This window comes from Streptomyces sp. NPDC006743 (assembly GCF_040703815.1).
In the GTDB taxonomy this organism is placed as follows: domain Bacteria; phylum Actinomycetota; class Actinomycetes; order Streptomycetales; family Streptomycetaceae; genus Streptomyces.
The window spans coordinates 1-14,256 of sequence record NZ_JBEYJA010000060.1 but is presented as its reverse complement, the minus strand read 5'-3'; the positions used below and the strand labels follow the sequence as shown (position 1 = coordinate 14,256).

The 14,256-nt window shown below is 71.7% G+C and carries 12 protein-coding genes; 10 read left to right on the top strand and 2 right to left on the bottom strand.

Annotated elements, in window-relative coordinates; all coding sequences use genetic code 11:
- Both ABZ719_RS32465 and ABZ719_RS32460 read right to left on the bottom strand, forming a co-directional pair.
- Positions 1-843, bottom strand: coding sequence for a hypothetical protein (locus ABZ719_RS32465; RefSeq protein ID WP_366728741.1), 843 nt, complete (start codon positions 841-843; stop codon positions 1-3).
- A gap of 48 nt (positions 844-891) precedes the next feature.
- Positions 892-1,629 (bottom strand): GntR family transcriptional regulator, encoded by a 738-nt coding sequence (locus tag ABZ719_RS32460; RefSeq protein ID WP_366728740.1) that lies wholly within the window; start codon positions 1,627-1,629, stop codon positions 892-894.
- A gap of 105 nt (positions 1,630-1,734) precedes the next feature.
- Between ABZ719_RS32460 and ABZ719_RS32455 the strand changes: the two genes are divergently transcribed.
- The 10 genes from ABZ719_RS32455 (at position 1,735) to ABZ719_RS32410 (ending at position 14,162) form a co-directional block, all read left to right on the top strand.
- On the top strand, positions 1,735-2,772 hold the full coding sequence (locus ABZ719_RS32455) for an ABC transporter ATP-binding protein (protein ID WP_366728739.1): 1,038 nt from the start codon (positions 1,735-1,737) through the stop codon (positions 2,770-2,772).
- A gap of 28 nt (positions 2,773-2,800) precedes the next feature.
- Positions 2,801-3,997, top strand: a complete 1,197-nt coding sequence (locus ABZ719_RS32450; protein WP_366728738.1) for an ABC transporter substrate-binding protein — start codon at positions 2,801-2,803, stop codon at positions 3,995-3,997.
- A 3-nt stretch (positions 3,998-4,000) separates the two neighbouring features.
- Entirely contained in the window at positions 4,001-4,903 is a 903-nt protein-coding gene (locus ABZ719_RS32445; protein WP_366728737.1) for an ABC transporter permease, read from the top strand.
- Between the two features lie 29 nt (positions 4,904-4,932).
- Positions 4,933-5,748, top strand: coding sequence for an ABC transporter permease (locus tag ABZ719_RS32440; RefSeq protein ID WP_366728736.1), 816 nt, complete (start codon positions 4,933-4,935; stop codon positions 5,746-5,748).
- Between the two features lie 142 nt (positions 5,749-5,890).
- Positions 5,891-6,889, top strand: a complete 999-nt coding sequence (locus ABZ719_RS32435) for a LacI family DNA-binding transcriptional regulator (protein ID WP_366728735.1) — start codon at positions 5,891-5,893, stop codon at positions 6,887-6,889.
- A gap of 139 nt (positions 6,890-7,028) precedes the next feature.
- A complete protein-coding gene (locus tag ABZ719_RS32430) occupies positions 7,029-8,378 on the top strand; it encodes an extracellular solute-binding protein (RefSeq protein WP_366728734.1) in 1,350 nt (449 codons plus the stop codon).
- A 6-nt stretch (positions 8,379-8,384) separates the two neighbouring features.
- Positions 8,385-9,347 (top strand): sugar ABC transporter permease, encoded by a 963-nt coding sequence (locus ABZ719_RS32425; protein WP_366728733.1) that lies wholly within the window; start codon positions 8,385-8,387, stop codon positions 9,345-9,347.
- Positions 9,344-10,222, top strand: a complete 879-nt coding sequence (locus tag ABZ719_RS32420; protein ID WP_366728732.1) for a carbohydrate ABC transporter permease — start codon at positions 9,344-9,346, stop codon at positions 10,220-10,222. The genes ABZ719_RS32425 and ABZ719_RS32420 overlap by 4 nt, the downstream gene beginning before the upstream one ends.
- Before the next feature lie 48 nt (positions 10,223-10,270).
- Complete coding sequence (locus ABZ719_RS32415; protein ID WP_366728731.1) at positions 10,271-11,875, top strand: glycoside hydrolase family 13 protein; 1,605 nt, start codon at positions 10,271-10,273, stop codon at positions 11,873-11,875.
- Between the two features lie 103 nt (positions 11,876-11,978).
- Positions 11,979-14,162 carry a discoidin domain-containing protein gene (locus tag ABZ719_RS32410; RefSeq protein ID WP_366728730.1) on the top strand — a complete coding sequence of 728 codons (2,184 nt, stop codon included), beginning with the start codon at positions 11,979-11,981 and terminating at the stop codon, positions 14,160-14,162.
- The last annotated feature ends 94 nt before the right edge of the window (positions 14,163-14,256 follow it).

Below are 14,256 nucleotides of genomic sequence, written 5' to 3'. Positions count from 1 at the left end.
TCAGGTCGCCGACGGCGCCGGGCGGCCCGGGCCGCCGCCCTGCGCGCACCCGCCCCCGCCCGCCTGCCGTCCGCTCACCACGAGGACGAGCGGCACGCCCCGGCACGGCACCAGCCGCAGGCCGCCGTGGCCGACGCCGTGCGCGCCCTCGATCACCGCCGCGAAGTCCGGGCCCCGGGTGAGGGATCCGGCCAGATGCGCCGGATCCGCGGAGGCGGCCACCCGCCCGCGCGCGTTCACCAGGTGCGCGGCGCGGGGGAGGCGGCGCAGCAGCGGCAGCACCGCCGCCTCGAAGTGCCGCAGGTACACGTCCGCCGCGGCCACCCCGGCGAAGCCGCCCCCCACCCGCACCGGGGTGGACAGCGTCAGGCTGTACTCGTCCGAGCAGAGGTAGTCGACGTAGGGTCCCGCCACGGCCCGCAGGCCGGTGTCGCGCGGGAGCGCGAACCAGTCCCAGTGCGTGTAGTCCGCGTACGCCGACCGGTCAGGGTCCAGGTCCACGAGCAGCGGCCGCACCCCGCCCTCCGCGGTGCGCTGCCACCACTCCAGCCACCCCGGTACGTCGGCCAGGAGTCCGGGGGCGGCGATGAAGCCCACGCCGGACACCAGCCCGGCGCGGCCCAGCCGCTGGTGCAGCGCGGGCCGCAGCGCGGCGAGGTCCGCGCTGACCGGCCGCCGCCCCCGCTCCCGCAGGCGCCCCAGCAGCCCCGCCGCGTCGGCGCGGGTCTCTGCGACCGCCTCGAACACCGCCTCCAGGGCGCGGCCCACCAGCGCGGCGACGCGCTCCTCGGCGCGGCTGCCGTCGGCCGCCGTCGCCACGGCGAGCCCTGGACCCCTGCTCATGGCGCCCTCCAGCGGACAGGACCGGCCACCGGCGGCGCCGGGCAGCGCTCAGCGAGCCAGCCGCAGCGCGATCAGCCGCGCCGCCGACTCCCGGACGCACCGCTCGGCCGACCTGCCGGCGGCCTCACCGGCGCCATCCTGCACGGCACGGACCAGACGGCGATGGCGAACCGCGACTTCTTCACGATATTCGTCGTCGTCCAACACGAGGCACAGCAGCGCGCCTATCTCCCGCTGGAGCGCGACCTGCTCGCGGGTGAGCCGGGCGGACTGGGCCGCGGCCGCCAGTTCGATGTGGAAACGGCCGTACACCCGGCTGCGTGTCGCCGCCTCGGCCGCGGACATCAGCTCCTCGACCGAGCGGTGCAGGGGCGTCAGGTCCTCCGGCGCCGTGCGCTGGGCGGCGAGCCGGGCCGAGGTGCCCGACAGGGCGGCCCAGTGGTCCCCGAGGTCGCGCAGCTCCTCGGTGCTCCAGCCGCTCAGCCGGGCCCGCAGCCGCTGGGCGCCGGGACGTTCGGGCCGGGAGACGAAGCTGCCGCCGCCGCGACCGCGCCGGGTGGTCACCAGGCCCTGCTGCCGCAGCGCCATCAGCGCCTCCCGCAGCGTCACCGTGGACACCCCGAGCCGGCCCGCCAGGACGCTCTCGCCGGGCAGCTGCTCCCCGTCGGCCAGCAGCCCCAGCTCTATGGCGTCGCCGATCCTGCGGACCACCGTCTCCACCCGCGCCCGGCTCTCCACCGGCGCGAACACCGCCGCGTGCGCCCCCACGTGCTGTTCCAAGGCCACCACCTCGCCCGTTGACCCAAGCTTTGCCCGGAGGCGGTCTTGAGCTTTGAACTATGACTTCATATGTTTCCGTGCAACGTTCGTGAGCGCCAGAAAGGTTCCCCCATGGAGGGAAGCGCGATCCGGCTGCAGGGCCTGCGCAAGACGTTCGGCGAGACGACCGCGGTGGCCGGGGTCGATCTGGAGGTGGGGGACGGGGAGTTCTTCTCCCTGCTCGGCCCCTCGGGCTCGGGCAAGACCACCGTCCTGCGCCTGATCGCCGGTTTCGAGACGCCCACCGGCGGCAGTGTCGCGCTCGGCGGACGGGACGTCACCAACCTCGCCCCCTTCGAACGCGACGTCCACACCGTCTTCCAGGACTACGCCCTCTTCCCGCACATGACGGTCGAACAGAACGTCGCCTACGGCCTCAAGGTCCGCAAGGTGCCCAAGGCGGAGCGGCTGGTGCGGGCCCGCGAGGCGCTCGCCGAGGTCGGTCTGGACGGTTACGGCAAGCGGCGCCCGGCGGCCCTGTCCGGCGGCCAGCGCCAGCGGGTGGCCCTCGCCCGGGCCCTGGTCGGCCGCCCCCGCGTGCTGCTGCTCGACGAACCGCTCGGCGCTCTCGACCTGAAGCTGCGCGAGCGGATGCAGGTCGAACTCAAGACGCTCCAGCGCGACGTCGGCATCACCTTCGTCCTGGTCACCCACGACCAGCAGGAGGCGCTGACGATGAGCGACCGCATCGCCGTCTTCCGCGAGGGCCGCGTCGAACAGGTCGGCACCCCCGCCGAGATCTACGAGCGGCCGGCGACCGCCTTCGTCGCCTCCTTCGTCGGCACCTCCAACCTGCTCCAGGGCGAGTCCGCCCGGCGGATCCTCGGCTCCGGCGGCGTCCACAGCATCCGGCCGGAGAAGATCCGCGTGCACAAGGAGGCCGCCCTCGCGGACGACCCCGCACACGCGACCGCCACAGGGACCGTCGCCGAGGTCGTCTACCTCGGCGACTCCACCCGTTTCCTGGTCGACCTCGACGCCGGCGGCCGGCTCACCGCACTCCAGCAGAACCTGGAGTCCTCCGCCGAGGACGTCGCCGCCTACCGCGGCACCAGGGTCCGCCTGTCCTGGCACCGCCGGCACACCGTCCAGGTCCCCGGCGCCCTCTGAACCGTTCCCGTCCCCTGGGAGGCACGTCATGCGACCCGCCCGAACCCTGCTCGCCACGGCCGCCGCCGCGACCCTGCTGGCCGCAACGGCCTGCGGCTCCTCCGGCGAAGGCGGCTCCTCCGGCGGCGGTCTGAACCCGCCCGACCTCGAGGCACCCGCCCACCTGGGCCGCACCGAGGGCCAGGTCGACCTGATCGCCTGGGCCGGGTACGTCGAGGACGGCTCGAACGACCCGAAGGCCGACTGGGTCAGCGGCTTCGAGAAGCAGACCGGCTGCCAGGTCCGCTCCAAGGTGGCCGCCAGTTCCGACGAGATGGTCAAACTGATGAAGACGGGCCAGTACGACGCCGTCTCGGCCTCCGGGGACGCCTCCCTGCGCCTGATCGCCTCCGGCGACGCCGCCCCCGTCAACACCGCGCTCGTGCCCAACTACAGCGGCATCTTCCCCGACCTGAAGATGCAGCCCTGGAACTCCGTCAAGGGCAAGGCGTACGGCATCCCGCACGGCCGGGGCGCCAACCTGCTCATGTACAACACGGACAAGGTGAAGCCCGCCCCCACCTCGTGGTCGGCCGTCTTCGACGGCGCTGCGGCCTACAAGGGGCACGTCACCGCCTACGACTCGCCCATCTACATCGCCGACGCCGCCCTCTACCTCAAGGCCACCCGGCCCGAGCTGAAGATCAAGGACCCCTACGCCCTGGACCAGAAGCAGTTCGACGCCGCCGTGGCGCTGCTGAAGAAGCAGAACGCCGGCGTCGGCGAGTACTGGGGCGACTACCTCAAGGAGGTCTCCGCCTTCAAGAGCGGCGACTCCGTGATCGGCACCACCTGGCAGGTCATCGCCAACCTCGCCGCCTCCGAGGGCGCGAAGGTCAAGGCGCTCGTCCCGAAGGAGGGCTCCACCGGCTGGTCCGACACCTGGATGGTCTCCGCCAAGGCCAAACACCCCAACTGCGCCTACAAATGGCTCGACTGGATCGTCTCACCGAAGGTGAACGCCCAGGTAGCCGAGTACTTCGGCGAGGCACCCGCCAACGCCGCGGCGTGCCAGCACACCAGCGACCGTGCATTCTGCACCACCTACCACGCCGCCGACACGGGGTACTGGAAGCGGATCGCCTTCTGGAACACCCCCATCGAGCAGTGCCTGGACGGCCGTACGGACGTGAAGTGCGTGCCCTACGCCCAGTGGGTGCGGGCCTGGACCGAGATCAAGGGCTGAACCGTGACCGCCACCGCACAGAGTGCGGCGCGCCGGGCCGGGCCGGGGGCCGCCCGGCGGCTGGCCGGGGCGCTGCACCGCCGCCCCCGGCTCAGGCTCTCGCTGCTGCTGACCGCCCCGCTGCTGTGGCTCACCGTGCTCTACCTCGGCTCCCTGGGCGTGCTGTTCGTCTCCGCCTTCTGGACGACGGACACCTTCACCTCCGCGGTCGTCAAGGTCTGGTCCGCCGACAACTTCCACGCCCTGCTGACCACCCCGGTCTACCGGCAGGTGATCGTGCGCAGCATCGGCGTGGCTCTCGCGGTCACCGCCCTGTGCGCGGTGATCGCCTTCCCGCTCGCGTTCTACACCGCGCGCGTCGCCCGGCCCCGGTGGCGTCCGCTGCTGGTGGTGGCCATCCTCACCCCGCTGTGGGCGAGTTACCTCGTGAAGGTGTACGCCTGGCGGCTGATCCTGTCCCAGGGCGGCCTCGCCGACTGGGTGCTGGAGCCGTTCGGGCTGACCGGCCCCGGGTTCGGGCTGCCCGCCACGGTGCTGACCCTGACCTACCTGTGGCTGCCGTACATGATCCTGCCCGTGCACACCGCCCTGGAGCGGCTGCCCGCGGGCCTGCTCGACGCCTCGGCCGACCTCGGCGCCCGGCCCTCCAGGACCTTCCGGTCGGTGGTGCTGCCCATGGTGCTGCCGTCGGTCGCCGCCGGATCGGTCTTCACCTTCTCGCTCAGCCTCGGCGACTACATCACCGTGCAGATCGTCGGCGGCAAGACCCAGCTGATCGGCAATCTCGTCTACTCCGACATCGAACTCGACCTGCCCATGGCGGCCGCGCTGGGCACCGTCCCCGTGGTCGTCATCGTCCTCTACCTGCTCGCGATGCGCCGCACCGGTGCCCTCAGCAGTCTGTGAACCGCCGTCCCAGGGGGTGTTCCCACGTCATGCAGCTCTCCCGCCGGGCGCGCATCGCGCTCCGCGCCGCCGCCGGGCTCGGCTTCGCGGTCATCTACGTCCCGCTGCTGCTGGTCCTCGTCAACTCCTTCAACCCCGACCGCAGCGCGAGCTGGCCGCCCCCGGGACTGACCCTGCACTGGTGGGCGGCGGCGTGGCACAGCTCCGGGGCCCGCGCGGCCCTGTGGGTGTCGGTGAAGGCGGGCCTCGGCGCGACCGCGATCGCCCTGGTCCTCGGCACGCTCATCGCCTTCGCGGTGGCCCGGCACCGCTTCTTCGGCCGCGGCGCCGTCTCCTTCGTCGTCGTCCTGCCGATCGCGCTGCCCGGCATCGTCACCGGCATCGCCCTCAACTCCGCCTTCTCCACGGTGCTCGCGCCGCTCGGCGTGGGACTCGGGCTGTTCACCGTGGTCGTCGGGCACGCCACGTTCTGTGTCGTCGTCGTCTTCAACAACGTCGTCGCCCGGCTGCGGCGCACCACCACCTCCTACGAGGAGGCGGCGATGGACCTGGGCGCCCACACCTTCCGCGCCTTCGCCGACGTCACCTTCCCGCTGGTGCGTTCGGCGGTGCTCGCGGGCGCGCTGCTGTCCTTCGCGCTGTCCTTCGACGAGATCGTGGTGACCACCTTCACCGCCGGGCCCGGTGTCGAGACACTGCCGGTCTGGATCTTCGGCAACATGACCAGGCCGCGCCAGGCCCCCGTGGTCAACGTCGTGGCGGCCGTCCTGGTGCTGCTGTCGGTCCTGCCGATCTACCTCGCCCAGCGGCTGTCGTCGGACACGGCGACGACGAGCCGCGTGTAGTCGCCTGCCCCGGGCGCATCCCGGCCGCGCTCCGGAAGTCCGCACGGCGTCGACGGGCGTCCCCGGCGCGCGCGTCACCGGCCTGCCGGTGGCCGGAATCTTTACGCAAGCGCCTTGCGTTTCTTGCGCTAGGCTTGCGTGCATGACGCGACGACTTGCGGAAGTGGCGAAGAAGGTCGGGGTCAGCGAGGCCACGGTCAGCCGGGTGCTCAACGGCAAACCCGGAGTCTCCGAAGCCACCCGGCAGGCGGTCCTGTCCGCGCTGGACGTGCTCGGCTACGAGCGGCCCACGCAACTGCGCGGCGAGCGCGCCCGGCTGGTCGGCCTGGTCCTGCCCGAGCTGCAGAACCCCATCTTCCCCGCCTTCGCCGAGGTCATCGGCGGCGCCCTGGCCCAGCTCGGCCTGACCCCGGTGCTGTGCACCCAGACCAAGGGCGGGGTGTCCGAGGCCGACTACGTCGAGCTGCTGCTCCAGCAGCAGGTCTCCGGGGTCGTCTTCGCCGGCGGCCTGTACGCCCAGTCGGACGCGCCGCACGACCACTACCGGCTCCTGGCCGACCGCAAGATCCCCGTCGTACTGGTCAACGCGGGCATCGCGCACCTCGGCTTCCCCGCGGTGTCCTGCGACGACGCGGTGGCCGTGGAACAGGCCTGGCGGCACCTGGTCTCCCTGGGGCACGAGCGGATCGGCCTCGTCCTCGGGCCCGGCGACCACGTGCCCTCGGCCCGCAAACTGGCGGCGGCCCGCGCGTTCGGCGCCGAGCTGCCCGACGAGTTCGTCGCCCGCGCCATCTTCTCCATCGAGGGCGGCCACGCCGCGGCGGCCAAGCTCATCGACCGGGGCGTCACCGGGTTCATCTGCGCCAGCGACCCGCTCGCCCTGGGCGTCGTGCGCGCCGCGCGCCGCCGCGGACTCGACGTCCCCTCCCGGATCTCCGTCGTGGGCTACGACGACTCGGCGCTGATGAACTGCACGGAGCCGCCCCTGACCACCGTCCGCCAGCCCATCGAGTCCATGGGCAAGGCGGCCGTGGAACTGCTCAACGCGCAGATCGGCGGCAGCGCCGTCCCCGCCGACGAGCTTCTGTTCGAGCCGGAGCTGGTGGTCCGCGGCTCCACCGCGCAGGCCCCGCGTCCCTGACGGGCCGGGGCCTCCGGGTCCGCCCCAGGGAGCCGGTGCACTGTCAAATAATTTCAGTTTCTACGCGACATCTTGCGCGCTGCTGTTCCCGGTGCTTGAGTGTGCGACGCCCACCGCTCCTGTCCAGAGGGGTCCACCGATGAGAAGCACCGGGTTCCGCCATGCCGTCGCCGCGATCGGCGTCTGCTCCCTTGCCCTCGCCGTGACGTCGTGCGGTTCCGACGACGACGCGTCCGCGAACGGCAAGACCCGCATCACGGTCAACTGCGAGCCGCCCAAGAGCGCGAGGACCGACCGGAAGTTCTTCGAGGAGGACGTGGCGTCCTTCGAGAAGCAGCATCCGGACATCGACGTCGTCACGCACGACGCGTTCCCCTGCGAGGACCCCAAGACGTTCGACGCGAAACTGGCCGGCGGGCAGATGGAGGACGTCTTCTACACCTACTTCACCGACGTCAAGCACGTCGTCTCCACCGGCCAGGCCGCCGATCTCACCCCGTACGTCAAGGAGTTGAAGAGCTACAGCACCCTCCAGAAGCAGCTGCGCGACATCTACACCGTGGACGGCAAGATCTACGGCATCCCGCGCACCGGCTACTCGATGGGCCTGATCTACAACAGGAAGCTCTTCCAGAAGGCCGGCCTCGACCCCGACAAGCCGCCGACGACCTGGGAGGAGGTCCGCGCCGACGCCCGGAAGATCGCCGCACTCGGCGGCGGCACCGTCGGCTACGCCGACTACAGCGCCCAGAACCAGGGCGGCTGGCACTTCACCGCCGAGCTGTACTCCCAGGGCGGCGACGTCGTCAGCGCCGACGGCAAGAAGGCGAACGTCGACACCCCCGAGGGGCGTGCCGTGCTGCAGAACCTGCACGACATGCGCTGGAGCGACGACTCCATGGGCAGCAAGCAGCTCCTCGTCATCAACGACGCCCAGCAGATGATGGGGTCCGGCAAGCTCGGCATGTACCTCTCCGCCCCGGACAACATCCCGATCCTGGTCAAGGAGAAGGGCGGCAACTACAAGGACCTCGCCCTCGCCCCCATGCCCGGCGGCAAGGGCACCCTGGTCGGCGGCGACGGCTACATGTTCAACAAGAAGGACACGCCCGCCCAGATCCGGGCCGGCCTGAAGTGGCTCGACCACATGTTCCTCACCCCCGGCAAGGGCTTCCTCGGCGACTACGCCCGCGCCAAGAAGAACGACGCCCCCGTCGGCCTGCCCGAACCCCGCCTGTTCACCGGCGCCGCCGACGCCACCGACCAGCAGGTCAAGAAGGCCAACGCCAACGTGCCCGTGGAGAACTACCGCTCCTTCCTGGAGGGGAACCAGAACCTCCGGCTGAAGGTCGAGCCGCCCAACGCACAGCAGATCTACTCCGTCCTGGACGGCGTGGTCTCCGCCGTCCTCACCAAGAAGGACGCCGACATCGACCAGCTCCTCGAGGACGCCTCCGGCAAGATCGACGGCATCCTGGCACGGAGCTGACCCGCCATGACCAAGACGGCCGAGCGGCGGCCCGCCCAGGCGGTCGCCGTCCACCCCCTGCCGGCGCCGCCCCGCGCCCGGGAGCGCAGACGGCGCCGCCTCGCCGAACAGGCCCGCGCCTACGCCTTCCTGCTCGGCGGCCTGATCTGCTTCGCCCTGTTCTCCTGGTACCCGGCGATCCGCGCCGTCGTGATCGCCTTCCAGAAGTACACCCCCGGCCAGACACCCCAGTGGGTGGGCACCGCCAACTTCACCCACGTCCTGCACGACCCCGAGTTCGGCGCGGCCTGGCGCAACACCCTCACCTTCACCGCGCTCGCCCTGCTGATCGGCTTCGCCGTCCCCTTCGTCCTGGCCCTCGTCCTGAACGAACTGAGGCACGCCAAGGCCTTCTTCCGGGTCGTCGTCTACCTGCCGGTGATGATCCCGCCCGTGGTCAGCGCCCTGCTGTGGAAGTGGTTCTACGACCCGGGCGCCGGCCTCGCCAACGAGGCGCTGCGCGCCCTGCACCTGCCCACCTCGAACTGGACCAACGGCGCCGACACCGCCCTGGTCTCCCTCGTCCTCGTCGCCACCTGGGCCAACCTCGGCGGCACCGTCCTCATCTACCTGGCCGCCCTGCAGTCCATCCCCGGCGAGCTGTACGAGGCCGCCGAACTGGACGGCGCGGGCCTGCTCCAGCGCATCCGGCACGTCACCGTCCCGCAGACCCGGTTCGTGATCCTGATGCTGATGCTGCTCCAGATCATCGCGACCATGCAGGTCTTCACCGAACCGTTCGTGATCACCGGCGGCGGCCCCGAGAGCGCCACGGTCACCGTCCTCTACCTCATCTACAAGTACGCCTTCCTCTACAACGACTTCGGCGGCGCCTGCGCCCTCAGCGTCATGCTGCTCGTACTGCTCGGCCTGTTCTCCGCCGGCTACCTGCGGCTGACCCGCTCCGGCTCCGGCCAGGAGGACGCATGAGCAGCACCCGTACCCTCCTCTCCCCGGCGGCCCTGGCCCGCCCCCGCGGCAAGGTCCTCTACTGGACCGTCTTCACCGGCGTGGTCCTGCTGTTCACGCTCGCCTTCCTCTTCCCGGTCTACTGGATGGTGACCGGCGCCCTGAAATCACCGGACGAGGTCGCACAGACCCCGCCCACCCTCGTACCGCAGCACTGGCACCTGAGCGCCTACACCGACGCCTGGGACCTGATGCAACTGCCCCGGCACCTGTGGAACACCTTCGTGCAGGCGGCCGGCGCCTGGGCCTGCCAGCTGGTGTTCTGCACAGCCGCCGCCTACGCCCTGTCCCGGCTGCGCCCCGCCTTCGGCAAGGTGATCCTCGGCGGCATCCTCGCCACCCTGATGGTGCCCGCCCAGGCCCTGGTCGTACCGAAGTACCTGACCGTCGCGGACCTGCCGCTGATCCACACCAGCCTGCTCAACGACCCTCTCGCCATCTGGCTCCCGGCCGCCGCCAACGCCTTCAACCTCTACCTGCTCAAGCGGTTCTTCGACCAGATACCGCGTGACGTGCTGGAGGCCGCCGAGATCGACGGCGCCGGAAAACTGCGCACCCTGTGGTCGATCGTGCTGCCCATGTCACGGCCCGTGCTCGGCGTGGTGTCGATCTTCGCGCTGGTCGCCGTCTGGCAGGACTTCCTGTGGCCGCTGATGGTCTTCTCCGACACGGACAAGCAGCCCATCAGCGTGGCCCTCGTCCAGCTCTCGCAGAACATCCAGCTCACCGTGCTCATCGCCGCGATGGTGATCGCCAGCATCCCGATGGTCGCCCTCTTCCTCGTCTTCCAGCGGCACATCATCGCCGGGATCAGCGCGGGCAGCACCAAGGGCTGACACCGCCCGCCCGCCCTGCCCGCCGACCGACACAGAAAGGCACGCACCGTGGGACAGCCCACCCCTGCCCGAAACAGCCGTGACGACGACGCCTGGTGGCGCTCCGCCGTGATCTACCAGGTGTACGTCCGCAGCTTCGCCGACGGCGACGGCGACGGCACCGGGGACCTCGCCGGCGTCCGCGCCCGCCTGCCCTACCTCGCCGAACTCGGCGTGGACGCCCTGTGGTTCAACCCCTGGTACCTGTCCCCGATGAAGGACGGCGGCTACGACGTCGCCGACTACCGGGCGATCGACCCCGCCTTCGGCACCCTCGCCGAGGCGGAGAAACTCATCGCCGAGGCCCGGGAACTGGGCATCCGCACCATCGTCGACATCGTGCCCAACCACGTCTCCGACCAGCACCCCTGGTTCCGGGCCGCGCGGGCGGGCGGCGCCGAGCGCGAGCTGTTCCACTTCCGTCCCGGCCGCGGCGCCCACGGTGAACTCCCGCCCAACGACTGGACCTCCGAGTTCGGCGGCCCGGCCTGGACCCGGCTGCCCGACGGCGCCTGGTACCTCCACCTGTTCGCGCCCGAGCAGCCCGACCTCAACTGGGCGCACCCGGCCGTGCGCCAGGAACACGAGGACATCCTGCGGTTCTGGTTCGAGCGGGGTGTCGCCGGCGTCCGCATCGACTCCGCCGCCCTGCCCGCCAAGGACCCCCGCCTGCCCGACCTCGCCGAGGGCCGCGACCCGCACCCGTACGTCGACCGGGACGAACTCCACGACATCTACCGCTCCTGGCGCCGCGTCGCCGACGAGTACGGCGGCGTCTTCGTCGGCGAGGTGTGGCTCCCCGACAGCGAACGCTTCGCCCGGTACCTGCGCCCCGACGAACTGCACTCCGCCTTCAACTTCTCCTTCATGGCCTGTCCCTGGGACGCCACCCGGCTGCGCACCTGCATCGACGAGACGCTGGCCGAACACGCACCCGTGGGAGCCCCCGCCACCTGGGTGCTGTGCAACCACGACGTGACCCGCACCGTCACCCGCTACGGCCGCGCCGACACCGGATTCGACTTCGCCACCAAGGCCTTCGGCACCCCCACCGACCTCGCCCTGGGCACCCGGCGCGCCCGCGCGGCGGCCCTGCTCTCCCTGGCCCTGCCCGGCGCCGTCTACGTCTACCAGGGCGAGGAGCTGGGCCTGCCCGAGGCGGACATCCCCCTGGACCGCATCGAGGACCCGATGCACGAACGCTCCGGCGGCACCGACCCGGGCCGCGACGGCTGCCGGGTCCCGCTGCCCTGGTCGGCCGACGCGCCCCACGCCGGGTTCGGGACCGAGGCGGGCCGGGAGCCGTGGCTGCCGCAGCCGGCCGGCTGGGCCGGCCACGCCGTCGACCTCCAGCAGCGCGACCCCGCCTCCATGCTCGCCCTGTACCGCGAGGCGATCCGGCTGCGCCCGGCCTTCGGCGACGCCCCCCTCACCTGGCTGGACGGCCCCGACGGCGTCCTCGCCTTCACCCGCGCCGACGGGACGGCCTGCGTGGTCAACCTCTCCGGCGCCCCCGCCGAACTCCCCGCCCACACCCGACTCCTGCTGGCCAGCGGCCCCCTCGACGAGGCCGGCCGCCTCCCGCAGGACACGGCGGCCTGGCTGCGCGCCTGAACCCGCGCGCCACCGGGGCCCTCGGCCCGGACCACCCGGCGCCCGGCCCCGGCCGCCGTTCCGCACAGCGCTATCCCGCACCCCACCACGAAGGGATCAGCCCATGCACGGCACCAGCACGCCCAGATCCGTCCGCCGCCTGCCGGCCGTCGCGGCCACCGTCGCCCTCGCCGCCGGCATGCTCGTCACCCTCGGTGCGCCCGCCGCCCACGCCGCCGCGGGCGCCACCCTGCCCTTCACCTCCGTCGAGGCCGAGTCCGCCGCCACCACCGGCACGAAGATCGGCCCCGACTACACGCAGGGCACCCTCGCCTCGGAGGCGTCGGGCCGCCAGGCCGTCCGGCTCACCGCCGGACAGCGGGTGGAGTTCACCGCACCGCGCGCCGCCAACGCCCTGAACGTCGCCTACAACGTGCCCGACGGCCAGTCCGGCACCCTCAACGTCTACGTCAACGGCACCCGGCTCGCCAAGACCCTCACCGTCACCTCCAAGTACTCCTACGTCGACACCGGCTGGATCACCGGAGCCAAGACCCACCACTTCTTCGACAACGCCCGGCTGCTGCTCGGGCAGAACGTCCAGGCCGGTGACAAGATCACCCTGGAGGCGGCGAACGTCCAGGTCACCGTGGACGTGGCCGACTTCGAACAGGTGGCGCCGGCCGCCGCCCAGCCGGCCGGATCGGTCTCCGTCGTCTCCAAGGGCGCCGACCCCAGCGGCCAGGGCGACTCCACCCAGGCCTTCCGCGACGCCGTCAACGCCGCCCAGGGCGGGGTGGTGTGGATCCCGCCGGGCGACTACCGGCTGACCTCCTCGCTCGGCGGCGTGCAGAACGTCACCCTCCAGGGCGCGGGCAGCTGGTACTCCGTCGTGCACAGCTCCAGCTTCATCAACCAGGGCAGCTCCTCGGGCGGTGTGCACCTCAAGGACTTCGCGGTCATCGGCGAGGTCACCGAACGCAACGACGGCAGCCCCGACAGCTTCGTCACCGGCTCCCTCGGTCCCGGCTCCAGCGTCTCCGGCATGTGGATCCAGCACCTCAAGTGCGGCCTGTGGCTGACCGGCAACAACGACAACCTCGTCGTCGAGGACAACCGCATCCTCGACACCACCGCCGACGGCCTCAACCTCAACGGCAACGCCAGGGGAGTGAGGGTCCGCGACAACTTCCTGCGCAACCAGGGCGACGACGCCCTCGCCATGTGGTCCCTGTACGCACCCGACACGGACAGCAGCTTCGAGCACAACACCATCTCGCAGCCCAACCTCGCCAACGGCATCGCGATCTACGGCGGCACCGACATCACGGTCTCCGACAACCTGGTCTCCGACACCAACGCCCTCGGCAGCGGCATCGCCATCTCCAACCAGAAGTTCATGGACCCCTTCAACCCGCTCGCCGGGACGATCACGGTCTCCGGCAACACCCTGGTGCGCGCGGGCGCCATGAACCCCAACTGGAACCACCCGATGGGCGCGCTGCGCGTCGACTCCTACGACAGCGCGATCAACGCCACCGTGAACATCACGGGCACCACCGTCGTCGACAGCCCCTACAGCGCCTTCGAGTTCGTCTCGGGCGGCGGTCACGGATACCCGGTGAAGGGCGTCACCGTGGACGGCGCCACCGTGCGCAACACCGGTACGGTCGTCGTCCAGGCCGAGGCCCAGGGCGCGGCGACGTTCCGGGGCGTCACCGCCACCGGTGTGGGTTCCGCGGGCGTCTACAACTGCCCCTTCCCGTCCGGCTCGGGCAGCTTCGCGCTCACCGACGGCGGCGGCAACTCCGGCTGGACCAGCACCTGGGAGGACTGCTCCACCTGGCCGCAGCCCGGCCAGGGCAACCCGGCTCCCGACCCGAACCGCAACCTCGCCAAGGGCCGTCCGGCCACCGCCACCGGCTCCCAGGACGTCTACACGCCCGGCAAGGCGGTCGACGGTGACGCGAACAGCTACTGGGAGTCGGCCAACAACGCCTTCCCGCAGTCCCTCACCGTCGACCTCGGATCGAGCCAGTCCGTGCGCCGGCTGGTGCTGAAGCTCCCGCCGTCCGCCGCCTGGGGCGCCCGGACCCAGACCATCGCGGTCCTGGGCAGCACCGACGGCACGAACTACACCACGGTGGCGGGCGCACAGGGCTACCGCTTCGAACCGGCGACCGGCAACAGCGTCACCGTCGCCCTGCCGGCCGGGACCGCCCTGCGCTGGCTGCGGCTGACCGTCAGCGGCAACACGGGCTGGCCGGCCGGGCAGTTCAGCGAGGTGGAGGCGTACGCGACCTCCTGAACGGCCGTCCGGGCCCCGTCCGGCCGCCGAGCCGGTCGGCGAGCGGTTCGATGATGCGCAGGTTCGCCTGGTGCAGGACGACGGCGGCGAGGTC

Bases quoted from the DNA above. Each gene is read 5' to 3' on its own strand.
- ABZ719_RS32465 (WP_366728741.1), bottom strand. From the start codon at position 843: ATGAGCAGGGGTCCAGGGCTCGCCGTGGCGACGGCGGCCGACGGCAGC.
- ABZ719_RS32455 (WP_366728739.1), top strand. From the start codon at position 1,735: ATGGAGGGAAGCGCGATCCGGCTGCAGGGCCTGCGCAAGACGTTCGGC.
- ABZ719_RS32450 (WP_366728738.1), top strand. From the start codon at position 2,801: ATGCGACCCGCCCGAACCCTGCTCGCCACGGCCGCCGCCGCGACCCTG.
- ABZ719_RS32440 (WP_366728736.1), top strand. From the start codon at position 4,933: ATGCAGCTCTCCCGCCGGGCGCGCATCGCGCTCCGCGCCGCCGCCGGG.
- ABZ719_RS32435 (WP_366728735.1), top strand. From the start codon at position 5,891: ATGACGCGACGACTTGCGGAAGTGGCGAAGAAGGTCGGGGTCAGCGAG.
- ABZ719_RS32430 (WP_366728734.1), top strand. From the start codon at position 7,029: ATGAGAAGCACCGGGTTCCGCCATGCCGTCGCCGCGATCGGCGTCTGC.
- ABZ719_RS32425 (WP_366728733.1), top strand. From the start codon at position 8,385: ATGACCAAGACGGCCGAGCGGCGGCCCGCCCAGGCGGTCGCCGTCCAC.
- ABZ719_RS32420 (WP_366728732.1), top strand. From the start codon at position 9,344: ATGAGCAGCACCCGTACCCTCCTCTCCCCGGCGGCCCTGGCCCGCCCC.
- ABZ719_RS32410 (WP_366728730.1), top strand. From the start codon at position 11,979: ATGCACGGCACCAGCACGCCCAGATCCGTCCGCCGCCTGCCGGCCGTC.